The sequence below is a fragment of the Shewanella abyssi genome (assembly GCF_023284025.1).
GTDB lineage: Bacteria > Pseudomonadota > Gammaproteobacteria > Enterobacterales > Shewanellaceae > Shewanella > Shewanella abyssi.
In genome coordinates this window covers 1-23,877 of sequence record NZ_JAKIKR010000063.1, presented here as the reverse complement: position 1 = coordinate 23,877, position 23,877 = coordinate 1, and the positions used below count along the sequence as shown (strand labels likewise).

The 23,877-nt window shown below is 45.2% G+C and carries 19 protein-coding genes; 8 read left to right on the top strand and 11 right to left on the bottom strand.

Features of this window, described 5'->3' with window-relative positions; all coding sequences use genetic code 11:
• Positions 1-140 precede the first annotated feature (140 nt).
• The 3 genes from L2755_RS19470 to L2755_RS19460 form a co-directional block, all read right to left on the bottom strand.
• On the bottom strand, positions 141-1,862 hold the full coding sequence (locus tag L2755_RS19470) for a polyamine aminopropyltransferase (protein ID WP_248982340.1): 1,722 nt from the start codon (positions 1,860-1,862) through the stop codon (positions 141-143).
• A 70-nt stretch (positions 1,863-1,932) separates the two neighbouring features.
• Positions 1,933-2,832 (bottom strand): DUF350 domain-containing protein, encoded by a 900-nt coding sequence (locus L2755_RS19465; protein ID WP_248982339.1) that lies wholly within the window; start codon positions 2,830-2,832, stop codon positions 1,933-1,935.
• A gap of 13 nt (positions 2,833-2,845) precedes the next feature.
• Positions 2,846-3,802 carry a hypothetical protein gene (locus L2755_RS19460; RefSeq protein WP_248982338.1) on the bottom strand — a complete coding sequence of 319 codons (957 nt, stop codon included), beginning with the start codon at positions 3,800-3,802 and terminating at the stop codon, positions 2,846-2,848.
• A gap of 371 nt (positions 3,803-4,173) precedes the next feature.
• On the opposite strand from L2755_RS19460, the gene glnE reads away from it, so the two are divergent.
• From glnE to L2755_RS19445, 3 genes are all read left to right on the top strand, one after another.
• Complete coding sequence (gene glnE, locus L2755_RS19455) at positions 4,174-6,981, top strand: bifunctional [glutamate--ammonia ligase]-adenylyl-L-tyrosine phosphorylase/[glutamate--ammonia-ligase] adenylyltransferase (protein ID WP_248982341.1); 2,808 nt, start codon at positions 4,174-4,176, stop codon at positions 6,979-6,981.
• 234 nt (positions 6,982-7,215) lie between these two features.
• Positions 7,216-7,914, top strand: coding sequence for a DUF4347 domain-containing protein (locus tag L2755_RS19450; RefSeq protein ID WP_248982337.1), 699 nt, complete (start codon positions 7,216-7,218; stop codon positions 7,912-7,914).
• Between the two features lie 122 nt (positions 7,915-8,036).
• Positions 8,037-8,429, top strand: coding sequence for a hypothetical protein (locus L2755_RS19445; protein ID WP_248982336.1), 393 nt, complete (start codon positions 8,037-8,039; stop codon positions 8,427-8,429).
• A gap of 184 nt (positions 8,430-8,613) precedes the next feature.
• Here L2755_RS19445 and L2755_RS19440 read toward each other — a convergent pair whose 3' ends face one another.
• From L2755_RS19440 to L2755_RS19430, 3 genes are all read right to left on the bottom strand, one after another.
• Positions 8,614-9,018, bottom strand: coding sequence for a phosphate ABC transporter substrate-binding protein (locus L2755_RS19440; RefSeq protein ID WP_248982335.1), 405 nt, complete (start codon positions 9,016-9,018; stop codon positions 8,614-8,616).
• A gap of 9 nt (positions 9,019-9,027) precedes the next feature.
• Positions 9,028-10,161, bottom strand: coding sequence for a hypothetical protein (locus L2755_RS19435; RefSeq protein WP_248982334.1), 1,134 nt, complete (start codon positions 10,159-10,161; stop codon positions 9,028-9,030).
• A gap of 66 nt (positions 10,162-10,227) precedes the next feature.
• Complete coding sequence (locus L2755_RS19430; protein ID WP_248982333.1) at positions 10,228-11,847, bottom strand: methyl-accepting chemotaxis protein; 1,620 nt, start codon at positions 11,845-11,847, stop codon at positions 10,228-10,230.
• 859 nt (positions 11,848-12,706) lie between these two features.
• On the opposite strand from L2755_RS19430, the gene L2755_RS19425 reads away from it, so the two are divergent.
• The 3 genes from L2755_RS19425 (at position 12,707) to L2755_RS19415 (ending at position 14,014) form a co-directional block, all read left to right on the top strand.
• A complete protein-coding gene (locus tag L2755_RS19425; RefSeq protein WP_248982332.1) occupies positions 12,707-13,174 on the top strand; it encodes a nuclear transport factor 2 family protein in 468 nt (155 codons plus the stop codon).
• Between the two features lie 131 nt (positions 13,175-13,305).
• Entirely contained in the window at positions 13,306-13,686 is a 381-nt protein-coding gene (locus L2755_RS19420) for a DUF3224 domain-containing protein (protein WP_248982331.1), read from the top strand.
• A 49-nt stretch (positions 13,687-13,735) separates the two neighbouring features.
• Positions 13,736-14,014 carry a putative quinol monooxygenase gene (locus tag L2755_RS19415; RefSeq protein ID WP_248982330.1) on the top strand — a complete coding sequence of 93 codons (279 nt, stop codon included), beginning with the start codon at positions 13,736-13,738 and terminating at the stop codon, positions 14,012-14,014.
• Between the two features lies 1 nt (position 14,015).
• Here the strand turns inward: L2755_RS19415 and zapE are convergent, their stop codons facing one another.
• From zapE to L2755_RS19390, 5 genes are all read right to left on the bottom strand, one after another.
• Positions 14,016-15,263, bottom strand: coding sequence for a cell division protein ZapE (zapE, locus tag L2755_RS19410; protein WP_248982329.1), 1,248 nt, complete (start codon positions 15,261-15,263; stop codon positions 14,016-14,018).
• A 43-nt stretch (positions 15,264-15,306) separates the two neighbouring features.
• Positions 15,307-16,884, bottom strand: coding sequence for a M16 family metallopeptidase (locus L2755_RS19405; RefSeq protein WP_248982328.1), 1,578 nt, complete (start codon positions 16,882-16,884; stop codon positions 15,307-15,309).
• Positions 16,884-18,344, bottom strand: a complete 1,461-nt coding sequence (locus L2755_RS19400) for a M16 family metallopeptidase (protein ID WP_248982327.1) — start codon at positions 18,342-18,344, stop codon at positions 16,884-16,886. Before L2755_RS19400 ends, L2755_RS19405 begins: the two co-directional genes overlap by 1 nt.
• A 106-nt stretch (positions 18,345-18,450) precedes the next feature.
• Positions 18,451-19,992, bottom strand: a complete 1,542-nt coding sequence (norR, locus tag L2755_RS19395) for a nitric oxide reductase transcriptional regulator NorR (protein ID WP_248982326.1) — start codon at positions 19,990-19,992, stop codon at positions 18,451-18,453.
• A 351-nt stretch (positions 19,993-20,343) separates the two neighbouring features.
• Positions 20,344-21,270 (bottom strand): LpxL/LpxP family Kdo(2)-lipid IV(A) lauroyl/palmitoleoyl acyltransferase, encoded by a 927-nt coding sequence (locus tag L2755_RS19390; RefSeq protein WP_248982325.1) that lies wholly within the window; start codon positions 21,268-21,270, stop codon positions 20,344-20,346.
• A 109-nt stretch (positions 21,271-21,379) separates the two neighbouring features.
• On the opposite strand from L2755_RS19390, the gene hldE reads away from it, so the two are divergent.
• The gene (gene hldE / locus L2755_RS19385) at positions 21,380-22,810 is read left to right on the top strand and encodes a bifunctional D-glycero-beta-D-manno-heptose-7-phosphate kinase/D-glycero-beta-D-manno-heptose 1-phosphate adenylyltransferase HldE (protein ID WP_248982324.1); all 1,431 of its coding nucleotides are present in this window, start codon (positions 21,380-21,382) and stop codon (positions 22,808-22,810) included.
• Between the two features lie 39 nt (positions 22,811-22,849).
• Positions 22,850-23,713, top strand: coding sequence for a hypothetical protein (locus tag L2755_RS19380; protein WP_248982323.1), 864 nt, complete (start codon positions 22,850-22,852; stop codon positions 23,711-23,713).
• Positions 23,714-23,877 lie beyond the last annotated feature (164 nt).

Here is a 23,877-nt window from a genome sequence, read left to right as displayed (position 1 = left end):
CCACCAGCAAGCTTGGTTAGAAAATCAGTAAGGTTTACTTTTAAACAGCAAAGATAGCACTTGACATATTATGTCCAGATGGTATCTTTAAACGCAGACATAATATGTCAAGTGCTATCTTTGCTGTTTAAAAGTAAACCTTACTGATTTTCTAACCAAGCTTGCTGGTGGTACTGGTATAACTGACTCGAGCCCAACGTGTTTGGCTTGATGTTTTGCTTATCAATATAAAAATTACCAGGAAATGCAAACGCTGCATGCATTAACTCTGGTGTAAACCAAGCATCATCTATAGGGAATTGCTGTATTTCATTTAGCCTAGATTTGGCACTTTTGCCAGTTAAAGTGGCAATAGTCCAACCCCATTCGCCAAAACTGGGCACATTATGGTGGTATTGGTCCACCTTAAAACCTGCCAGTTCCAAGGTGTTAGCGACTGAAATAAATGCCTTCGGTGCATGATATGGCGATGTTGACTGTATGGTTATGGCTGCATCACGACTCATAAGTTCCTTGAGTTTCAGATAGAAAGCATCTGAATAGAGCTTATTAAGATCTGGATGGCTTGGGTCGGGAAGGTCAACGATAATCGCATCGAACTTCTCCTCGTTTTTAAGCAGCTTGTCGACCCCATTGAAAGCATCGTCAAATATTAATCTAACTCTAGGATCATTTAGCGCATCTTTGTTCAATGCCATTAACGCTTGAGTTAGGTGGGCTGGCATATCGGTATCTGGCGTTTTGAATAGCTTTACTAACTCTCTATCTAGGTCCATTAAAGTGACCTGTTTAGGCTGCCACTTAAGCACTTGTGTCAATCCGAGGCCATCTCCACCACCAATGATTAACACCTTGTCATGACGCGCACTGGCGGCAAGTGTCGGGTGCACTAAAAAGGAGTGGTATATGTGTTCGTCGCTGCTGGAAAACTGCAAACGGCCGTTAATATAGAGCGAGTGAACGGGGCCAAGACCATTGCCTCTCAAGCGCTCAGTGAAAGTGAGTTGCTGAAAACGAGTCGCTTTAGCGTAAACCACATTATCTTTGTAGAGTAAGTTATTAAAACTTTGCTCCCAAGAGGGGCCATGCAGGGCTAATAATAGCAGCACTCCGGTTGCAGCAATATGGCCAGCGAGCAGCAGCTTTACATGACGAATTCGTGCCCAAAAGCGCCAAATAAACAGAAAGCCTGCCAGCAGATTAAAGCTGGCCGTTAACGCCGCGGCTAACTGGATATCAATGGCCAGCATAAAGCCAACCCAGATGGCTGCACCTATACCTGCGCCAATATAATCCGCACCATAGATAGTGCCCGCATTATGGGTCAAATGTGCGTCAGAGAGTGCCTGGCGCACCCTCGCAATGAGTGGGATCTCCATACCAATCATTAAGCCAAGAATGACGCCCCAAACATAAGGTAAGTACTCGCTGAGTTTCTGCAGGGTGCCAATAAAGCCGCCATGGGGCAGTTGATCGCTTGGCAGGCCCAGTGTTTGAGCAACGATTAACGGTAACTGTTGTCCAAAACCAATAACCGCAGCGGTGATCAAAATGGCTAATGAGCCACACAGGGCAACGGTTAGCTCAAGTACGGCAAAACCGGTAAAGGCACAGCGAATTTTACGGGCAGCGAAGGCACCAATACCCATTGATACGATCATCAGACCTATCATGGTGTAAATAGCCGCTTCAAGTGCGCCAAGTATACGGCCAGCATAGTGGGAGAGCAGATACTCATAGATCAAGCCGCAGCCTGCAAGTACCGCCATAATGCCGAGTAGTAATACATCATCAAACCAGCCTAGTTTGACGGGTTTTGTTGTATTCGGAGCCAAGGTGTCGCTTTGAGAGGTGTTTTGCATGATGAGTCTATTGGTTTGCTACGGTATGAAAAAGGGAGCGCTGTCATCCGCTCCCATCTTTAGGCTTAATTTAGGCCATTAACGCGGTGAGAATAAGCGCGATTGAAACACTGATCGCCATTTCAACCGCGGCGACACCAATGTTGTGTTGCTTCTCTACTTCATCAAAAAGATCGATGTTAGCGAGCACTAACTTTTTGACAATCTTTATCAAAATAGATAATGACAACAGCATAATGACGGAGAACATCAACCAACCGATGAGGTTGGCGACATAAGCTTCTGGGTTAAAGATGATAAAGTGACTTGCCGCATTGAAACTAAATGCCATTGCGAGCATGTAACCACTGTGTCTAATCGCCAAAGCGACCTGGCCTTGGGCAAGCGCCGCCTGCATGGACGCATTTTGATTACGGGCAGCATAGCGCTTAGCGCGCACGCGAGTCAGTAGCACTAGCATTAGCTGCGAGATAGCAAACGCACTAAAGATGGCAATAAAGGTATAAACAGTAAGATCTTCTGCCCACAACAGCACTGAGCGAATGATAATGGCAGTCGCAATTGCTGCGGTGGCATCGACAATGGCGACGGAGACATTGCCTTTAATGATAAGGGCGTTCTTATCTATCTCATTTAGTGCCACTTTGTCATGTAAAAATCGACCAAGTTTAATCAAGAAAAGACCAAATAGACCGTAAGCGGTCATACCAATGGCTTCGATTAGGTAAGATTCGGCAGCTTCGCCAGTGATTGCACCTGTAAGCACAATACCTAATGCCGCTACTGCGCCAGCAGTGCTAATGCCAAAGGCAAAATTGTCATTTTCAGCTAGCTCTTTGCGGCTATTTACTTTTACCGTCCAGCCTTGCAGGTAACGCATAAATGTCAGCAGCAACACCGCAATGGTGAGATCAATCGCCAAAATAATAAGTAGATCTGGCGTGATGCCGTTGTTTTGAAAAAATGTCATAAGAGTCCCTTAATTATTTGCCTCGGCGAACACCGCGAGTAGTACGACTGCTGGAATTACGAAAGCTACTGTCTTTAGAGTAATTTGAGCGGAACTTGCTCTTACTCGCAGTGCGTCCTGTTGAACTAGCTTTGGGTGTGCTGGTACTTTGTCTAGACAAGCTGGTCGAGCCGGTACGCGATTTGGCGTACGGACTGTCAAACCTCTTACCTTGAGAGCTGTACTGCTTTTTGGTGCGCTCATAGGTTTGCGTTTGGGCTCTGGCTTGTTTAGGCGAGGTATAGCGATAGCGGCCAACATCATTGTAATAGCTATAGTTACGACGGCTTGACCAACGATCGTAGCCGATAGGGCCTCTCGTCAAATTGGAGAACATGGAGTACATGCCGTACCAAGCCCAAATAGACATGCCATTAGAGCCCGTTTGCCAGCCGCCGTAGGACGGATTACCGACTAATTGGCTGCCTGCACCGAAGTCTTCCGAACCATTAGCCAATGCCGCCGCTTCACGACTGATGGAGTTGACTCGAGCAAGCGCGCCATCAGACATGTCGGCTACCACGTTGAGTGGATCCGACAGCATGTCGTTATAAAGACTGGGATCCGCCGCTTGATATAGGTTCTCAACTTCGGCGAGTTGCTGATCGATATCGACAAAATTTGCCGCGTTTTGAGCTTCAGTTGACCTGCGCGTTAGCGAGGTAAACATCGGGCCTCGATTGGTGGCATCGGTTGCAAGCTCGTTTAGCAGCGGCGCTAAATCAGGTTTCTGTTGAGATAAGACACGCGTATATTGCTGCAATAAGTTTGCATTACGCAGTTGGCCGTCATTGAGCATGGTGCTTAAAGTTTCCAAACGCTGCTGGGTGAGCTGTTGGTACTTCGCTATTTGCTCTGGTCTATCATCACCGCATCCAGCAAGTGATAACGCCATGATAACGGTGAGAACACGAATTAGCATTCCTGCCATGCTTTCTCCAAAATTCAGTTAAGGTGTGCGCTAGTGAATAGCAGCGACTCGGGCTATATTCTCTTTTCAAGATGATATTTTAGTACATAAGATGAATCTGTCATCTGCTGAAATATTGAATTCGTGAGAGAAACAGTCTTGCTGTACTGCAATTGCTACTGCTTTGGGTATAGTATTCTGTATTAGAGCACAAAAATACAATGATTGATGTTTCAAAGGCCTATAAGCACTAAATTGCTCATGTAGCCAACATCAAATAAAAAACTCAATTACATTTTTATAGCACCTTCGACATAATATGTCGATGATGGAAATTGTTAGGGATTATTATGCGCGCGGCTCTACTGGGTAAAAAAGACGTTTCCACTCAAATGGCTGCCAACGTTGAAAACGACTGGCAAAGGTTAGTCGACAGCGCTGCCGAGGCACTCGCCTCTTTGTCGAATGAGCAGCAACAAGAGCTTAAAACCATTATGGCGCTCAGTGATTTTGTTGCGACGCAGCTATGTCGATACCCACAATGGATAGCCACGCTATTTGAATCTCAGCTTAATGGTATTGAACGAAAGTCATTCGACAGCGATCTACATAAGTTGTTAGATGTGGTGAGTGATGAAGAGCAGGTCAAGAAAATCCTGCGTCAATATCGTAACCGCCAAATGGTATGTATCGCTTGGCGAGACTTTATGGGCTACACCCCGCTTGAAGAGTCATTGTTAGACCTATCTGCATTGGCCGAGGCATTGGTTATCGCCGGTCGTGATTGGCTATACCGCGATATGTGCACCATGCTCGGTACACCCACAAGCCCTGAGGGAGTCGCACAAAAACTATTGATCCTTGGAATGGGAAAACTGGGTGGCCGCGAGCTGAATTTTTCATCTGATATTGACCTGGTATTTACCTTTCCTGAACACGGTGAAACCCTCGGCGGACGACGCTCAATCGATAACCAACAGTTTTTTATCCGTATGGGACAGCGTTTGGTTAACCTATTACATCAAATGACAGTTGATGGCTTTGTTTATCGTGTCGATATGCGTTTGCGCCCTTACGGTGAAAGCGGTCCGTTAGTTGTCAGTTTTAGTGGCCTTGAAGACTATTACCAAGAGCAAGGTCGAGATTGGGAACGCTACGCGATGGTGAAAGCGCGCGCGTTAGGCCCTTGGACGGCAGATTCCGATGAACTACACGACTTGCTAAGACCGTTTGTCTATCGCCGTTACCTTGACTTTTCTGCCATTGAATCATTGCGAAAGATGAAAGGCCTTATCACTCAGGAGGTGCGCCGTAGAAAACTCACCGACAACATCAAGCTCGGTGCAGGTGGTATTCGCGAAGTGGAGTTTGTGGTGCAAAGCTTTCAGCTGATCCGTGGCGGGCGAGAGCCTTCATTAAGGCAGCAAAGTTTATTCGCTGCCATTGAAACCCTGTATCAGCTAGGGCAAATTGAATATCTGGCGCTTGATGAGTTGAAGCAGAGCTATCTGCTGTTGCGCCGTGTTGAAAACCTACTGCAAGCCATTAACGACGAGCAAACGCAAACTCTGCCAGCAAACGACCTCGATTGGCAGCGTCTATGTTGGGCGTTAAATGCTGATAATGAGGTTGATCTTAGGCAACAAATTGAAGGCGCAATGGCCTGCATTCATCGCCATTTTAAAGAGACTGTTGGTGGTAATAATCAAGACGATAACAATGAAACCTGGTCGCAGCAGTTATGGAATTCCCAGGATGAGGAGACCGCATTCGCCATTTTGGATGAGCAAGAGGTTGATTTGCAATTATGGCCAATGCTAAAGCGTTGGTACGACACGGTCGTACGCAGAACTATCGGTCCACGGGGCAGAGAAACGCTGGACAAGCTGATGCCAAGGTTATTATGTGATTTGTCAGCCCACTCGCAGCCGACTAGAGCATTTGAGCCAGTATCTAAGGTGTTGGATCAAATTTTAACCCGCACGACCTACCTCGAACTGCTTTATGAAAATCCAGGTGCACGGCAACAACTCGTCAGTCTTTGCTGCGCCAGTCCATGGATCGCGGAGCAGTTGGCAAAATTCCCAATGCTGCTTGATGAGCTTATTGATCCTTCCCAGCTCTATGACACCACTTCACTTGATGATTATGCCAGTGAGCTTAGGCAGTACCTGCTGCGTATTCCTGAAGATGATATGGAGCAACAGATGGAGGCGTTGCGGCAATTTAAGTTATCGCAACAGCTTAAGATAGCCGCCGCTGATGTCACGGGCGTGTTACCTGTGATGCAAGTAAGCGATCATCTGACCTTTTTAGCAGAAGCGATCATTGAACAAGTCGTGCAACAAGCTTGGATGCAGGTAAGCACTCGTCATGGTGTGCCTGAACGGCTCAAAGGAAATGACATGGGTTTTGCCGTTATAGGCTACGGCAAGGCGGGTGGCCTAGAGCTGGGCTATGGTTCGGATCTTGACTTGGTCTTCTTGCACAATGCTGCACAGGGCGGGCAAACTAACGGTGGTAGAGCGATTGATGTTGGTCACTTCTATTTAAAACTGGCACAACGGATATTGCACCTGTTTTCCACGCGCACGACATCGGGTGAATTGTACGAAGTCGATATGCGCCTGCGGCCTTCAGGTGCTTCGGGTCTATTAGTGAGTGAGATAGAACACTTTGGTGATTATCAGCGTAAAGAGGCGTGGACCTGGGAGCATCAAGCATTGGTGAGAGCTCGCTTTATGTTTGGTGACAATACACTATCCATCCGTTTTAATGAGTTAAGGGCGGAAGTTTTAGAGACGAGCCGTGATAATGCAGTGCTGGCAAAAAATGTGCGCGATATGCGAGTTAAAATGCGTGACCACTTGCTCAAGGTGCGGGAGGGGGTGTTTGATCTTAAACAGAGCCCTGGTGGCATCGCCGATATTGAGTTTATCGCGCAGTATCTGGTACTGGCTCATGCCAGTGAGTATCCATCGCTCTCTTTTTGGTCCGATAATGTCCGTATTTTTGAGCTGCTTGCAGAGCTGGAGCTTATTCCTATCGCGAGTGCTCAGTCATTAACTCATGCTTATTGTCATCTTCGCGATGAGAATCATAGATTAACTTTGCAACAGGTTAACACTGTCTTACCCTATAGCGACGTGAAGCATTATGCTGAAAAAGTGGTGGAGATTTATCAGCAAGTCCTTAATTAACAGCGTCACGTTATTAGAGTAAAACAATTCATTTAATAAAAAAGCGACCAGGCCTAGTCTGGTCGCTTTTTTCGTTGCAGATTGCGCAGCAAAATAGTAATAGCCGCAGCTTGCTTTTCTAAAGGTTGGGGGTCGTAAGTTATCTGTCTGAAATCAAACCAGTAATATAACTGGTTTGTTCTATGCATTACCTACATAAACAGAGGAAATTAAAGCCTATGTAGGAGGCCAGACATGGAAAGCCAAAAGTACATTTCAACATATTCAACATTTAATGACAGCCTGACCCATCTCAGTTTATTTGATGACGCTAATTTAGAGACTAATGAAGAGCCGGAGCCGGCTACTGTTGTTGATACTAAATTCAGCTCTAAAGATATTAAGTTCCCCAGACAGTTTCCGTTAACCTGGCTACTTTTGTTGTGTTGTCTGCTATTTATAAATGAAGCCATAGCGAGTGAGTTACCGGCCACAGCATCATTGCTCAACATCGATAGCTCAGCCGTTTTGGTCGTCGTTGATAATCGGGTGCAAGATCTACAAGGGCTGTTGCAAAGCGTTAGCGGGGAGGTGCACCTGTTAATGCTAGATGCTAACCAAGAGCCATTTACGCAAATCAATCAAGCTATCGCCAACGAGCCAAGTTACATCGGCATCATTATGGTCGCTTCTGCGGCAAGTGATGCTATTTATTTAGCAGGGCGCTGGATTGATAAGCAGTATCTTGTTAATCATCGCAAAAGCGTTAGCTTGTTTGGGGCTCACTTTGGCGAAAATAGTCATTTTATGCTTCTGAGCAACGACAGTATCGCCAACCCGAAAGGCAAACAACTATTACAGTTGATTAAAGGGCTTACTCAGTTAAATATTACTGTCTATGGTGATGCTGCACACCACTATTTGCCCTCAAATAATAGCGTTCAATTTCTTTAGTGAACTCGCTTTTAATAAGGATACGTTTTGTATCAGGTTTTACCTCTTATTAACTAGAATTTGATGGATTTACTGCTACTATGCACATCAATATAACTTGCAGTTGTGTAAAGGATTATTTGATGACATACGTTAACGGTGTAAGCAGTAATTTGGCCAAGAACTTGGACGCCTTAGCAAGTGTTAAAAGTGGATTGGCGGCTGCAAACGTTAATACGGATGATGTGGTTGACACTAGCAAGCCGCCACGAGCAGAGCCGACAGCTAAACTAAATGCAGCAGATACATCCGTGACGCTTTCTGATGCGGCTAAAGACAAGCTCGCACTAGAGCAACAGCCAGCGGCAGCCACAATGGATACTGATGATGAAACCGATTTGAAGTCGTTTGCTTTTGGGGCACTAGGTTTAGATCATCCTGGGCAAGTAGAAGAAAAAGAAGACTCTTCATACACAGCTGGTCAATATGTAAAAGCGGTTGCGACGATAGGCGGCATGATTGCCATGTTTATTTAAGCTCACCTTTGCTGAAGCTTGAACAACTATTCATAGCGAAAGGCCTCGTTTCAGATTGGTTTAAATTTGTGACAATAGTGAAGGCTGTTTCTCTTATGAAGAAAGCCAGTTGGGATAACAACTGACTTAATAAGAATCGCTAATTTATTGTCGGGTGAGATTCCAAACCTGCCTCGTCAACTCACTACAGCTTTAGTAGTACTTTTACATCAGTAGTGACATCCGCTTCATCAATATAAGCTATCGCATTATTTGTTGATTTAACGCTGTTGATAATAGCTGTCGAATCTACAACAATTTCTGGTGCTACCGCTTTACCTGTAAAGACTAAACGAGACCAATTCGATTGCAACTGAGCATCATTTCGACCGGTTGTTTTGCTGTGAAACGCAATACGTTCAGCAGCCCCTTCCGGTAATTCAAATAGGGACACTTTAGAGCCATCAATTTGTGTAGACTTGCCTAAATATAGGTTTTTAACGGCGTTTAAACTGATAGAGTCCGCACCTTGAGTATTACCGATAACGACAACACCCGCTGCTGAATTAAAAGAGATAACGGCTAAGCCAACTAATAGAATTTTTTTCATTTTGGTACCTTAAAAAACAAAATCAACGGACATTGAATACACGAAGGTATCATCATAACGAGCACCGACCGGCACTATGTTACCGCCGATGTTTTGGTACTCTATATTGGCACCATAACCACCGTATGTATCTCGGTAGTCAACGTAAGTAACATCAATTTTTAGTGCCATGTTTTGCGCGAAATCCCAGCGGTTTCCTACGGAATAAGAGAGGCGCTCATAACGTTGTAGGGCTCCGGTATTTTCTCGCTCTTCATCATCAGTGGTATTAATCCAGCTGGCAGAGATATAGGGCATAAAATTGCCAATCTGATAGCCGAGTAAACCTGATACGCCTTCATTGTCATGAAATACACCGTCTAATTTCATACTCATGGCTTCTAGGTTTACGAGAAGGCTACCGTCATTGTATTGCAGACCAACAGATGAGAAAGTAGCATCTTTATTGGCAACCATGGAGTCCATTTCTATAACGCCGGTTTCACCTGTTTCACCTTGCGCATATGCGTAGCGAAGCGTCCAATCATCGATATACCAATGCACTGTGGCACCGACCACCTTGTTAATATCAATCTGTAAACCAAAGGTTGGGTCCCCTTTCTCACCCATGGTCGAATCTCGTTCTTCAACTTGGGAAACACCTGTAAATGCCTGCAGTTGTAAGGTGGTATCGCCAATAGTGATCGGAATAAGGAGATCAACACCGGTATAGTTACTGATGATTAAGTTCTCATAAATCTCTTGAGATGGGCGTAGCATTGGATAGGCATAGCCGACATCGAGATAGTCTGAGTACATGTAGAAGGGGGTACGCATCTTGCCCCCACGTACAGTAAATCGGTCGAAATCATAACTTAAATAGGCAACTTCTATCGCTGGCTCGAAATCATAGCGGCCATTAGCGACTAATTGAGTGGTCACTTTGGCCTTGTCATTTATGTTAAAGTCGAATTGCAATCCAACAAGGGTGTCTTGTTTGAAGTCGACTTCTTCATCATATCCAGCGTAGCCGACATTGTTACTTGCGGTACCCACACCAATGCTGCCAAAGCCGCTGATCCGTAGGTCATCCATACTTGCTGCGCTGGCGCAGTTCGGCATCATTGCCGCAGCAATTAAAATGGCTGTAATACTTTTTTTCATAGCCTTTTTGTTCTCTTCTGGTTAGTTGAATATTCTTGTTTATTGATTTCCTGATAGTGTTCAGGGCTAGCTGTTAACTTTAAATTGCGCGGTAACTGAGGCTAAGTTTTCCTCAATTTTTTGAATATCAATGGCTACCTTGTTGGCAAGATCTACGCTCTCAGCTGTTTTATGGGACAGATCTCTAATCGATAGCAGGTGCCTTTCAATTTGCAGTGTTGTTTGTCCTTGCTCTTCGGTCGCTGCCGCAACTAATTCGTTGCGCAGCTCAACATCTGACACGTTATCCATTATTTTCAGAAGAGCAGACTCAGCTTCGTTGCTTCTATTGGTGCACTGCTCCGCATTTACCACACTGCCTGAGATAAGCTTCATTGCCACACTGGTTTGTGATTGCAGTTGTTCGAGAACTTGTTGGATCTCTTTGGTTGAAATTTGAGTACGCGAGGCCAATGTACGTACTTCGTCAGCGACGACTGCAAACCCTCTGCCTTGCTCACCAGCTCGGGCCGCTTCAATGGCAGCATTTAGCGCCAGTAGATTAGTTTGCTCAGCAATTGAATTAATAGAATATAAAATCGACTCTGCACTTTTTGTACTACTACTCAATTCTGAAACGACATCCACCACATCTTTCACATCAGTGACTAAATAATTGATGGCACCTATTGTTTCTTGAACAAAATCACTTCCCTGTCTAGATAAAGTAAGAGCATTGCTGACCGCTCCTGCTGTATTGGTGGCATTTCCTGCAATATCTTGAGCGACTTCCGACATTTGACTCACCGCTGAAGCAACCTCCTCGATAGATCTGAGTTGTTCTCTCGACAATGATTGAGTCATGGTATTTGTTTGAGTAAGTTTCTGAGAAATATCCTTTAAGGAGACGATATTGCTCATTACGCTACTGATATTCTGGTGGAGCTTTTCAACGAACAAATTAAAGTGGTCTACGAGGTCTTTTAATTCATCATTTTTGTTATGTTCTAATCTGGCGGTTAAATCCCCTTGGCCTGAAGAAATATCCTTCATCTTGTTTATTATTTTTTCTAAATCATTTTTTATTCCGGTAATAATAACCCCTGCAAGAATAACGATGATAATGAGGCATAGGGCAGTCGTTATTTGTATTTTTTTTGCGACATAATCATTCTCGAACGCTAAGTTGTTAACTAATTCATCGAATTGTGATTGCTGTGTTTTGTATTGCAGCTTTAATGAATTGTTAATAGATCCCAGTAGAATGCTATTATTTTTCGCCATACCAGCGGCTTCTGATAAAGGCATTGAGCCGTCAATAATTCCTGTTGCTATTAACTTTGCTTTTGAGAAGTAGTTTTTTACATTCCTGTCTAAAACCTCAATATCAACACTACTGTCGCTTCCTTGGAGTAACTTTAGTCTTGAAAGCCCTTCATGTATCTGATTTTCAAGTTGATAACTCGCTTCTAAATACTCCATATCTCCCAATGTTACCGCTATGTTGAAACGCTCTGAGGCTTGAACCATTAATACTTTGTTTAATGAAGATATACTTAATATTGGGTAGTCGACATTTTTTATATTACTCACGGTGGTAGTATTGTATTTAAGAGTGCTTGATATCATTAATGCCACAACTGAAAGAGCAATGAATGCTATTAAGGCAATAATTGATATTTTGGTCTTAATTGATATTGATAGCATGAGTTGTATTTCTTATTGGTGTTTTACATTTTGGTTGGTTATATATGATGGCCTATTGTTTGTTGCTGTTACAGCTGTATTGTTAATGTTTTTGATGTGGATCATGTTTGAGTAAATATGTATTTATGCACGGTCTACATATTGATTAGTATTATTTGTTTGTATTTTACCCACCTTTGATTAGCGTGTGTGTTTATTATTAGTGGTTATGAGATTGTAGGGAGTAATTTATTTTTTATACACTTTTACTTGTTGGGGTTTTATTCTTTAGCATTATGGTATCGTTGTTCTTTTCGTGGTTTTATACATGTTTATATGTACGTATTTAGCGGTTCACTCCACAAGTGTCAAATAACAATCAATAGATAAATTATTGACTAAAGTGGTACGGACGTTCGCTTAATAATTAATTCTGTAAATGGGAAATATTCCTTATAGCAATGAATCGGTTTTTATCTCTTAATGATTTTCGGGAGTCATAAAGCAAAGAACATAGAAGTTAGGAAGGTTTACATCTATAAGATAGTTGTTTTTAGTTATTAACTGATCTGACCACTGGGGCGTTTAAGCTGTTTAATCGCGCTATTCTAGCCACAATCTTTGTTAAAGTTTCTAGTCTTCGTTCGTTATTACATAGGAGTCCCTAGCTTAAACGATAATAACCTTATGCACTTTTTAGTTACTGGATAACACTCTGTGGGACTCATTACATTATGCAAAAACGTGTTGAACAGTATGACGAGGCAGGCAAGGTTACATTCACAACTGCTGTTTCGGGAGACCATCCTTAAAGATGTTATGGTACTCCCTCAATGTAGCGGCTTCGGCTGCTAAAATGAGCAAGTAAAGGGAGTTAATTTTGAAGCGTTTGATGATTGCGGTATTTAGTTTATTAGCGATAAATTCAGCACAGGCACAGAGTAGCCAAAGCGAGATGGAACAAATTGCTCAACACTATTTTGAGGCCATGGTTGCATCTCAAGCACCAAATGCTACAGATAAAGAGCTAGAGAATTACTTAGCGTTGTTGACGGATGACGTTGGTCATCAACACCTTCCTTATCAAACAGACGACTCTCGCGCGGCTGATGGCAAGCAAAGTATGCGTAAAGGGATGACGTTCTATCTTGGTGCACATACTGAATATAAAGCGGAACTGCTAAACCTATTTACCTTTAACGACTCCGCAATAGCGATCCGCTATCGCCATAGCGCGAAAGGGATCCACCCACAGACTAAGCAAGAGAACTCATACACTTCTATCATGATGGAAGTGCTAGAGATAGAAGACGAGAAAGTGGCTGTTATTCGCAAATATCACGAGTAGCGATTACGCCAGCGTGTCAATTTTTTTATATTGTGTGAATAGTGTAATAGTGTAAAAGTGCAAAGTGTCAATACGATGGGTCGGCCAACAATGGTTAAACCCATCGACTAATCTAACCGTCGGAGAGATATATGATAGCGAAAGGGCAGTTTTCAATTGATTTTACCCCAGCAACCGATGATCCCATTGATGCAGGACGCATGTCGTTTAGCAAAACATTTAGCGGTGATATAAGTGGCACTAGTCAAGGTCAAATGTTGAGTAAGCGCACCGCTATAGCTAACTCTGCAGCTTATGTGGCTATTGAGTCCTTCACTGGCGTTATCGATGGCCTCAGTGGAGAAGTTTCACTGCATCATACGGGGGTGATGAACCGAGGCGCCGATACCTTGTCTGTGCTAGTGGTACCAGATTCTGGCACTGAGAAGTTAAGCGGGATCTCCGGTGTTATGACGATAAAAATAGCGGCCGGAGTACACCATTATAATTTTGATTATGCCATCAACAGCTAGCTCTAATGTATAGTGCTAGGGAGTTGCTATTTGCTGCAGGGAACATGCTTTGAGTAAGGTCATTTTATCGGGCTATATCCTGGTTGAGGAGTCTGAGTTAACAATAATAAAAGACGCACTGTTGACACACATTGAGCTCACAAAAAACGAGCCTGGTTGTATCGTGTTTGAAGTTTCACAAGACAGTGACCATAGCCATCGTTTTAATGTTTATGAGGAGTTTATTGATGACACCTCATTTAAAGCGCATCAATCTCGAGTCGCCAATTCAAAGTGGGGCGAAGTGACGGTGAATGTCGAAAGGCATTATCAAATCAGTCACCATTAGCTTAATCATTCGAATAAGTTAACGACTGCATCTGGGTTAGTCGGCTTAAGGTGCGCCTGAATTCAAAACTTAACGCTCCGCCGCTGTAGAGATCTTCCATTGCCACATCTGCTTGAATGTACAGCTCAACGCCTTGATCATAAAGCTCATCGACCAAGCTGATAAATCGCCTCGCAGGATCATCGTTCACCGCATAAGACAACTGTCGTTCGCCTGTTTCGATGGCGATAACCCCATCTTCTGTACCTCGAGCACGGATCCAACCTCTGGGTTCACCGCCTAATATTGGCACTTCAGATAACATGACGACTTTAAAGCGAGTGGCGATGTCGATGTAATCTAGCTGCGATCGCGGGCCATCGCACAGCGCATCAAAGCGAAACCAAGCGATATGGTCATCGTACTTGATGGTTTCAATCACTCTGCCATGCACTACCAGCTTTGCAGAGTTGGCTGCTGTAGAGCTGGCCTCTGTTGCTGCAGACATTGCGTTAAAGCGCTCTGCAAAAGCGTTATGCTGGCTTTGCGCTGTGTCCGTGTCACGACTAGTTCCCGTGTCATTAATAAAGTAGCGCTGTTGAATAACGCCGTGATGCAGTCGATGGTCAGTTTTGCCATTAAGATGGATCTCAAGGGTAAACTCATTTAATAAATCGATAGTGGCCAAGAACCGTTGCCGTTGTAAGCCGTTACGGTATAGCTCATTGATGGGAATGTTTGAGGTGGCGACTAAGGTCACCCCCTCACTAAATAGCGCTTCGAAAAGTTTGCCTAGGATCATCGCATCACCGATATCGGAGACGAAAAACTCATCAAAGCACAGTATGTTGCACTCACTGGCGATACGCTTGGCAATCCGGGCTAGGGGCTCTCTGTTACCCGATTCCGCGATCATCTCTTTATGAATTCGAGCCATAAAACGATGAAAGTGCAGCCGTAATTTAGGCGTGCTCTCTACACTGTCGTAAAAAAGGTCCATCAGGAATGTTTTCCCGCGGCCAACATCGCCCCATAGGTACAGCCCTGTTACTGTTGTCTTAGCTGTAGATTTGAGCTTAGCTGTAGATTTTGGCTTTGAGGATGTGAGCGAGCGATACAATGTTTCTAAGGCTTGGATTGCTTGATACTGACTTACATCGTCAACAAATTCAGCTTGCGCGAGTTGTTGCTGGTAACGTGCAAGCGGGCCCATTGATGCTTGTTCCTGCCCTGCATTTTTTTCTTGTGCTAGCGCGCTTGAAAATGTCATCTAGGTCGTCGTATCCAATTCCGAATGGCGCGTATTATAACGACTAATTTGCGGACACTTCAATTAACTGCCAGTCAGGGAGCTTCTGCTGTAGATCGGCACTAATTTTGTCTGCATCGCCGCGGATCACAATGTAGGGCGAGCGACTAAACACCTTGGCGGCAATCGTCTGTAATCGCTCAGCGGTGAGCGCATCGATGTTGGCTGCAAACTCTTGTGGATATAGCGGTGAATAGCCGGAGGTGAGTTGTCTAATGGTATCGACCTCTAGCGCCATGGGGTTATCTTGGCGTAGCAGCAATTTGCTGGTGTTGTAAGTTTTAACTGCGGTTAACTCAGCCTGACTGGCAGGGCTTTCTGCTGCTAGTGCTAAATGCTTAAGGACACCATCGATAAAAGCGCCAGTATGTTGCAGTTTCGTGCTGCCGTAGAATTTGATGGTACGCGATAGAGGATTGTCATAACAGCGGCCGTATATGCCGTAAGTTAGCCCACGAACTTCACGCAGATCGTAATATAATCGACCGGAAAAACTGCGCCCCAGCCAGCTTGCCAGTATTTGGCAATCTTGGGCGCCAGTGCTAGCTTGGCTTGGTAATAATGGCTGATTTACTTGTGTCTCTTTTAAGTCTCGCGTTAGTGGGTAGCCGATCCTTACCTGGGTTTGCACGCTACCGGGGGCATCAATAATGTATAGCGTTTTACTGCTATTGCCTAAAGGCACAACAGACAGGGGTTGTGCCTCTATGTGTTGATTGTCATCTTTGATTATTCCGGTGGTGTTATTCAACTCCAAGGCCGCTGCCAGCAATGTTTGTGGTTGCTCGCGGTTATCTTGCAGTAATTTTGGGTTTGTTAATACCGCCCAGTCCGCTTGAGATTGGATCTGTTCTCTGATCTGATTAAGGCTTTCAAGCGTTAAGCTATCCGCAAGTGAGCTGTCGTTAAGCGCTTGGTTATAGATGTGCTGTTCACCGAGAATGGTTTTAGCCCAGACGGTATTGATCTCTGCGCCACTAAACGCGTTAATGTGTTTAGCGAGCTTTAACTGCCGTCTAACATTGGCAATATCGATGTTGTCAAAGCTGTTAGCTTGCCAGAAACTGATTAAGAGTTCGCTGGCTTCAGTGGGAAGTTGATGGCAACTAATACCAATGGCGATACTGTGTAAAGAGGGTCTGAAAGTGAGGCTTTGGGCACAACTCAGTGCTGTATTAGCCACAAGCCAACGGCGTTTCTCTTCGAATGCTCTGATCAACACGTCTACATTTGTAAAAGGCTGCTTAGGGCTATAGGCAACGAGAGTAAGATGATCTAAGCCAGATTTTTGGTCGTTAAGCATAAACAACTTGCTACCGTTTGGCAGTGCTTGTTGTTGAGCTGTGTGGGTTTGTTCAAAGCGCATTGGTTCAACCGCAGGTGCGCCTTTAATCGGGGTAAACTGGGGCAAACTGGCGGCGCTTGTATCGGTAAAATCGATTTGTGTCTGTTGGCAGCCTAGTAACGTTAAGCCTAGATAGGCGACTAAGCTGATAGTGGTCGCCTTTATGGCACTGATTTTTATGGAGCTGATTCTTACAGAGCTGATTATTATGGCGATAGTTCTTATCCGATAACCCATTACATTACACTCTCTTCAAGACTGTCTGCCGCACCTTTAGGCAACCACTCCAAAACCGTCTTGGCGGCGCGTATGTGCCAGGGAGGGAGTAGGTCGAGTCTGACGCGTTTGTGCTTAAAATAGCGCTCGCTGACTCGCTGTAGATCCGCCGCGCTGACGGCATTGATCCGTTGCCACTGCGCCGTTAATGGCGCTTGGGTATCTTTTTCTATGGTCGCAGAAAGATGTCGAGACAGTGCCGATGGACTATCTAATATTGACAGTTTTTTATCTAGCCAGATCTGCTTAAGCTGGCAAAGCTCCTCGGCGGGGATAGGCTCAATGGTGACTGACTCAATCAGTTTGTCCACGTTGCTGGTTAAGGTATCAAGTGACGTTCGTGCTCGGGGAACTAACACCAGATTAGTCACACCATGGTGCTGCATTTTTAATGGAATAGAATAGCTAAGCAGCTGGTCGGGATCTTGAAGGCTAGTACGCTCAATCAGGCTACTCTTGTTTTGAAAGAGATACGCTTCCAGTAGCGCCAATGCTGGCGCATCGGCTGAATTTGTGCCGGCGGTATGCCAAGCGAGTAATACCGCAGGCCAAGGGCCTCTCTCATCGATTATCTCAGCGTGAACGGCTTTGGCATCAATGTGCAGATCAGGCATGGTCGCTTTAGCGGTTGCTGGTTTTTGCCAGCTGGCAAAACTGTTATCTATCCAGTTGTTGGTTTGTGCAGGGATATTACCCACCAAGGTTAATTGCATGGCGTCGGGTCGATAATAATTTTGATGAAATTGGTTCAGTGATGCTGGCGTGGCAGCTTTAACATCGGCAATGCTACCAATAACCGCATGGCCATAGGGTGTGCCTTGGACTTGTGCAAGCAGAAACTCCATCGCTTTACGCACATAAGGCTGGTTATCAATGCTGGTGGCCATCTCCTCATACACAGCAGCTTGCTGATTGGCGACTGTCGCTGGGGTTAATGCTGGATACCTAAAGCGATCCGCTTCCAGCCACAAACTTAACTCTAAAGCTTGGGTAGGAATGGTTAAGTAATAATTGGTGAAGTCAAAAAAGGTGCTGGCATTAAACTGGCCGCTTAGCTCGCTCATGGTTTGAGTATAACTATCACCGGGAGTATGCTCACTGCCCTTAAAGAGCATATGTTCAAATAGATGGGCATAACCTGTTTGACCTGCAATTTCATTGCGAGAGCCGACAGCAAACTGACTGGCGATTGAGATAGATGACGAGTCAGCAATGGCTAGTGTTCTCACCTGCAAACCATTGCTTAGTCGACGATATTGAATGCGTTGTTCTGTTTGATACAGTGGTGCGGCTTGTGCACTGAGATCGCAACGATATTCAACTGCCGATAGAGGCTGTTGCTCTGTAGCAATTGCTCCATTTGAGATAAAACCTAGGGCAAAAAGTAGGCTAATGAAAAAGTGTTTATTTGCCGATGTCATCAATGTGCATCATCCTTTTGCAACGTATCAGAGCGAGTTCAAGTCGGACTCATTTATAACAGCTATTGCCCTTAATCCCTATGAGCATTTATTTAGCTGTCGCTGACTACTTTATTCCGATCCGTTTAGCCAGTCGGTGCAGGTTGCCTGAATCGAGTGCAAGTGCTCTAGCAGTTGCCGCCCAGTTACCTTCATTGTCGGTTAATACTTGCTGAATATATTGCGACTGAAAAGCTGCGGTTGCCTGCTTTAACGTTCGGTTACTGGGCAATGTGGCGTGGCTCGCTTTCGCTTTAGGTTTTACTGCGGCAGTTTGTGGCTGCACATGAAAGTCAAAATATTGCGGCGTGATAAGACAACTGTCCGATGACGATTGCGCGCGAGATAGCACTGATGCACGGTGTAGTACATGTTCCAACTCGCGGATATTACCGGGCCAATCATAGTCATTGAGAAGAGCAAGGCTGCTTGCGTCTAGCCTAAGGCTCTTAAGGCCTAGTTTTTGTCGGCAGCGTTCGACAAAGAAACCGCTTAATAGAGTGACATCACCATCACGCTCGCTTAAGGGCGGAACCACAATGGGGAATACGCTGAGGCGATGATAAAGGTCGGCCCTAAAGCGCCCAGCGAGTACCTCCTGTTTTAGGTCTTTATTGGTGGCAGCGATGATACGAACATCAACTTTTAAACTTTTATCTGAACCGACTTTTTGCAGGTCACCGTATTGCAGCACTCTTAATAACTTGGCTTGTAAACTTAAGGGTAGTTCGCCTATTTCATCTAGAAAAAGTGTGCCGTTGTCGGCTTTTTCAAATTTACCACTACGATGACTTATTGCGCCGGTAAACGCGCCTTTTACATGGCCAAATAGCTCGCTCTCCGCGACTGATTCCGGTAGCGCAGCGCAGTTTAAATAGACTAGTGGCTGCTTGGCACGATTGGACTGTTGATGCACAGATTTTGCTACCAACTCTTTACCTGTGCCAGTCTCCCCTAAAATAAGCACGTTCAAATCGGTATTTGCCACCACGTTAAGCTCATTTTTAAGGGAGTTTATCGCCATTGAGTGGCCTATCATCTCCACGCGGGAGTCTGGATCTATGCGGCTGACGGTGGTGATTTCCTGTGATTGCAGCGCTTGCTTCTCGAGTTTATCGATCATTAATGCATTGCTTAGTGAAGCGGCCGCAATCGCGCTGAGGGTGCGTAGTTCATTGTCACTGAAAGCGTTAAATTGTTTAGGGTCAAAACCATCGATGGTGACCGCGCCAATTAAGTCGCCATTTGCCAGCAGCGGTAATCCAATACAAGCGTGTACCACTAAGTTATCACCTTGATGAGGGATAAGGCCGTCGTAGGGATCGGGCAGTTCACTGTCGGCGGGGAAACGCACAATATCACCGGCACGGGCGATGGCTTCGAGTCGTGGATGTTCGCTGATAATAAATCGTCGCCCCAGCACATCAGGGCTGAGGCCATCAATAGCCAGTGGATTAAATTGCTGTCCGGTAAATTGCAAAAGCGCGGCGGCGTCGCAATGCAAGGTTTGCCTTATGGTATCGAGTAAGCGCGAGAATCTGTCATGATCAGAAAGCCCAGCAGTAATATCTAAGGCGATGCGGGTAAGATCGGTTTGGCTTAAAGACATAGATAATTTCCATAACGTATTGGACCCGTGGGAACCATACTTGCTGAGAGAGTGCGGTCGAGTTTGTCTTTTTGACATTAATACTGATTATCAGCAGTGTCAAATATACTCTATTTTATAGATAAAAAAGGGCGCTAAAAATAGCAGCCTTGGGTATTTATCATTAAGCGTTGTTAAGCGCTAGCAGAGGCTTGAACATTATCGGGGTAGCTAAAAACAATCAGTTGAGACAGGGTGTTGAAATAGCTGATTTAAAATTGGCTAAAGATGAACACATTTCGCCGAAAAAGTAGAGTGGAAGCCCTTTGCATGCGCTACAAAGGGTTTTGACATTATTTGGGTTAAGAGTTGTTATTTATATAACGATGGGTCTTCCGCTTTTGGACGAGTTTTAAAGCGTCTATGCAACCACATATATTGGCCTTTGTTGCGACAAATTATATCTTCAATAATTTTATTGCCACGCTTAGCATCTTCAATCTCATTTTCGCCTGGAAAGTCTTCTAGCGGCGCCTTTATCTCGATGTTATAACCGGTATCGGTACTGTTTCGCTCAACAAAAAACGGTAGCACCTTGGCTTTACCGAGTCGTGCTAGGGTGGTTGCGCCGGTAATGGTGGCAGCTTCTTTAACGGCGAAAAAAGGAATGAATGTGGCACTAGAACGGCCAAAATCTTGATCCGCAGTGTACCAAATAACATTTGGTGCTCTTAGGCTACGTACCATTTGGCGTAAGTCTCTTTTCGGTACTAGCGCCTTATTAGATCGTAAGCGACCTTTGACCTGCAAGTATTCCATCACCGCATTATTGTGTGGTCGATAGACGCCCACCCCGGGCTGGAACTGACCGAAGATCCGCGCTCCCATCTCTAATGGCAGGCAGTGAACGGCGTATAAGATGACCCCTTGGCCACTATTCAGTGTTTGCTCGACATGTTCTTGACCTTTAATGGTCATATGTTGCTGAATTTTTTCATCAGACCACCACCAACCATTAATGGTATCGAAGATGGCTTTGCCTGTTTGTTCGAAGTTTTCACGCAATAATGCTTGCTGCTCAGCTTCGGTCATATCAGGAAAGCACAGCTGCAAATTACGCTTGGCAGTGTTAACTCGTTTGCCGACTAACTTCATTGCGATTCTGCCAATCGCCGCGCCGATCTTCATTTGAAGACGCAGTGGTAATACTTGCGTTAAACGCATCATTGCAACGCCTAGCCACAAGAGCCAGTACTTAGGATGATATAGATGAGATGAAAACTGGGCTTTTTCTACCACGGAAAACTCGAATACATTGAAAAATTACTCATTATTCTAACGCAAACTTACTTAAAATCATTAAAAATTAGGTACAATCATCAGTAAATTTGTGAAAGACACGGTCATTATGAAGATTTCTCTGCCAGCATTTGAAAACGCCAAGGTACTCGTCGTTGGTGATGTAATGTTAGATCGCTACTGGGCGGGCTCAACCGCGCGTATATCTCCGGAAGCACCGGTTCCTGTTGTCAAAGTGGAACAGATTGAAGACAGGCCTGGCGGAGCGGCTAACGTGGCGATTAATATAGCGACTCTAGGTGGTACAGCCAGCCTTGCGGGTATCGTCGGTGTTGATGAGACCGCTGATGCATTGACTGCCGGTATTCAAGCGTTAGGTGTAGAGCCTAACTGGCATCGAGTGGCTGGCAAACCGACCATCACCAAGCTACGAGTTATGTCGCGTAATCAACAGTTATTGCGGTTAGATTTTGAAGAGAGTTATTCGAAAGCAGAAAGTGATGCACTGCTCGCAAAAAGCATTTCACAGCTAGATAATGTTGACGTTGCTGTCTTGTCTGATTATGCCAAAGGCGCACTTATCTCTCCTGAAGCCTTTATTCAGTCGGCGAACGACAAAGGGGTCAAGGTATTAGTTGACCCTAAAGGCAGCGATTTTGCGCGTTACCGTGGGGCTTATCTATTAACGCCGAATATGAGTGAGTTTGAAACCGTGGTAGGCAAGGTCGAATCGGAAGCCGATTTAGTCGCTAAGGCTCAAGCTTTGCTGACGCAATTTGAACTACACGCCATGTTAGTCACCCGCTCAGAAAAAGGCATGACATTAATCACTAAAGATCAGCCTGAGCTACATATACCGACGGTTGCCCGTGAGGTTTACGATGTCACTGGCGCGGGTGATACGGTTATTTCAGCGCTCGCGACAGCGATTGCGGCAGGGAGTGACTTAGCGCAAGCCTGCGCCATTGCCAATACGGCTGCTGGGATCGTGGTTGCCAAGTTAGGCACCTCAACCGTGACACGAATTGAGTTAATTGAAGCCTTGTCTTTGAACCAGGGTGAATCAGGCTTTGGTGCCGTGAGTGAAGATCAGCTGGTGTATGCCTTAGAGCAAGCCAAGTTACGCGGTGAGCGTGTAGTGATGACCAATGGTTGTTTTGATATTCTACATGCTGGACATGTTAGCTACCTACAACAAGCTAAAGCGTTAGGTGACCGATTAATCGTCGCGGTCAATAGTGACGCCTCAGTAAAGCGCCTTAAAGGTGAGGGACGTCCGGTAAACCCAGAGGACCGACGGATGACAGTATTAGCCGGCCTTGCTTCGGTCGATTGGGTAGTGCCTTTTAGCGAAGATACCCCTCAGCGTGTTATTGCTCGCTTATTACCAAACCTGCTTGTAAAAGGCGGCGATTACAAGGTTGAAGATATCGCCGGTGGCAAGGAGGTGATAGCGGCTGGTGGTCACGTTAAAGTACTCGGCTTTGAAGAGGGCATTTCAACTACAGCGATTATTGAAAACATCATGGCAAATCAGTAGTGAGCACCGCTTGCACAAATCACTAGTGCGACCTCATTAATGCTCGGCTCACTAGCCTTTAGCATTGCGCTCACAAGTGGCTTTATTTGGGATGATATTGGCGCGAAAAAAGCCCTTGTGTGCGAGCTTAAGCAGCTTGAGTATTGCTTAAGCCAGCTACCACTACTTGCCAGAGAACAGTTACCGAATACGCAAGTGATACAAGTGTCATTAGGCGCCCGCGCGGCGATTGTGTTGCCTCTCAAGCATGCCAAAGTCGCAGGCGTGTTAGTCACCGACTTTTCAAAACTTCCCCACAAACGCAGTGTCAATTGGGGATCCGGTCACTTTTCTTTGAGCCTTCATCGGCAAAAGGAACTGACCTATTGGCATGAGTTAGGTCACCTGCAAGCGATTGAAGCCCTCAATGAGATGAATACTGAAATAACCACTCCTTTTCAACATGAATGGTTAGCGGATCTCTACTTGATTTGGCGTATCGCTAAAGAGACGAATAGCCTGAGCTTAGCGTGGCAGCAGTACCATAGACGCAATATTGATGTAATGGCGAATGTGGAGTTTATGTCCCATTGGAGTGTGCCGGTGATGTCACAGGTGCTGACTCGCTATACTGCCAAAGAGCTCGCATCATTCAATAGCTTTAAAGCATTCTGGAGCGATGTTAGGCCCCACATCGAGATCCCGAACGCGGACAGCTTGGCCGAGTTTTCAAGCCTAATTCAGCGCACATTTGGCGCCGGATCGGTGCAATCGCTACCGGGATATATGTATTGGCGCAAACCCGCTTTAGGACATTACCTTAAACCAACATTGATTAAGCTCATGGGGCAGGCTGATGCAACGCAGTGGCTGGCAGAGCACAGCATGGATCAAGATGGCTCGAGTCTAAAGCCTCGATTATAGTTTTTCAGCTGGGAGGTTAGTTTACGTCTAACATCTGAGCCAGATCCGTCATTCCGCGACTGAATGGCCGTTGATAGTTCCAACAACAATGGCATTTCCTACGTCCGTGTAGGTCAGATTCAGGAGGTAGAGCAATGCAGGGAGCAATTGCCGAGTGAAGCTTC

What these genes read in the sequence shown, in the direction of transcription:
- L2755_RS19470 (WP_248982340.1), bottom strand. Translation starts at nt 1,862, where the DNA reads ATGCAAAACACCTCTCAAAGCGACACCTTGGCTCCGAATACAACAAAA.
- L2755_RS19465 (WP_248982339.1), bottom strand. Translation starts at nt 2,832, where the DNA reads ATGACATTTTTTCAAAACAACGGCATCACGCCAGATCTACTTATTATT.
- L2755_RS19460 (WP_248982338.1), bottom strand. Translation starts at nt 3,802, where the DNA reads ATGGCAGGAATGCTAATTCGTGTTCTCACCGTTATCATGGCGTTATCA.
- glnE (WP_248982341.1), top strand. Translation starts at nt 4,174, where the DNA reads ATGGCTGCCAACGTTGAAAACGACTGGCAAAGGTTAGTCGACAGCGCT.
- L2755_RS19450 (WP_248982337.1), top strand. Translation starts at nt 7,216, where the DNA reads ATGGAAAGCCAAAAGTACATTTCAACATATTCAACATTTAATGACAGC.
- L2755_RS19445 (WP_248982336.1), top strand. Translation starts at nt 8,037, where the DNA reads ATGACATACGTTAACGGTGTAAGCAGTAATTTGGCCAAGAACTTGGAC.
- L2755_RS19440 (WP_248982335.1), bottom strand. Translation starts at nt 9,018, where the DNA reads ATGAAAAAAATTCTATTAGTTGGCTTAGCCGTTATCTCTTTTAATTCA.
- L2755_RS19435 (WP_248982334.1), bottom strand. Translation starts at nt 10,161, where the DNA reads ATGAAAAAAAGTATTACAGCCATTTTAATTGCTGCGGCAATGATGCCG.
- L2755_RS19430 (WP_248982333.1), bottom strand. Translation starts at nt 11,847, where the DNA reads ATGCTATCAATATCAATTAAGACCAAAATATCAATTATTGCCTTAATA.
- L2755_RS19420 (WP_248982331.1), top strand. Translation starts at nt 13,306, where the DNA reads ATGATAGCGAAAGGGCAGTTTTCAATTGATTTTACCCCAGCAACCGAT.
- zapE (WP_248982329.1), bottom strand. Translation starts at nt 15,263, where the DNA reads ATGACATTTTCAAGCGCGCTAGCACAAGAAAAAAATGCAGGGCAGGAA.
- L2755_RS19405 (WP_248982328.1), bottom strand. Translation starts at nt 16,884, where the DNA reads ATGGGTTATCGGATAAGAACTATCGCCATAATAATCAGCTCTGTAAGA.
- L2755_RS19400 (WP_248982327.1), bottom strand. Translation starts at nt 18,344, where the DNA reads ATGACATCGGCAAATAAACACTTTTTCATTAGCCTACTTTTTGCCCTA.
- norR (WP_248982326.1), bottom strand. Translation starts at nt 19,992, where the DNA reads ATGTCTTTAAGCCAAACCGATCTTACCCGCATCGCCTTAGATATTACT.
- hldE (WP_248982324.1), top strand. Translation starts at nt 21,380, where the DNA reads ATGAAGATTTCTCTGCCAGCATTTGAAAACGCCAAGGTACTCGTCGTT.
- L2755_RS19380 (WP_248982323.1), top strand. Translation starts at nt 22,850, where the DNA reads ATGCTCGGCTCACTAGCCTTTAGCATTGCGCTCACAAGTGGCTTTATT.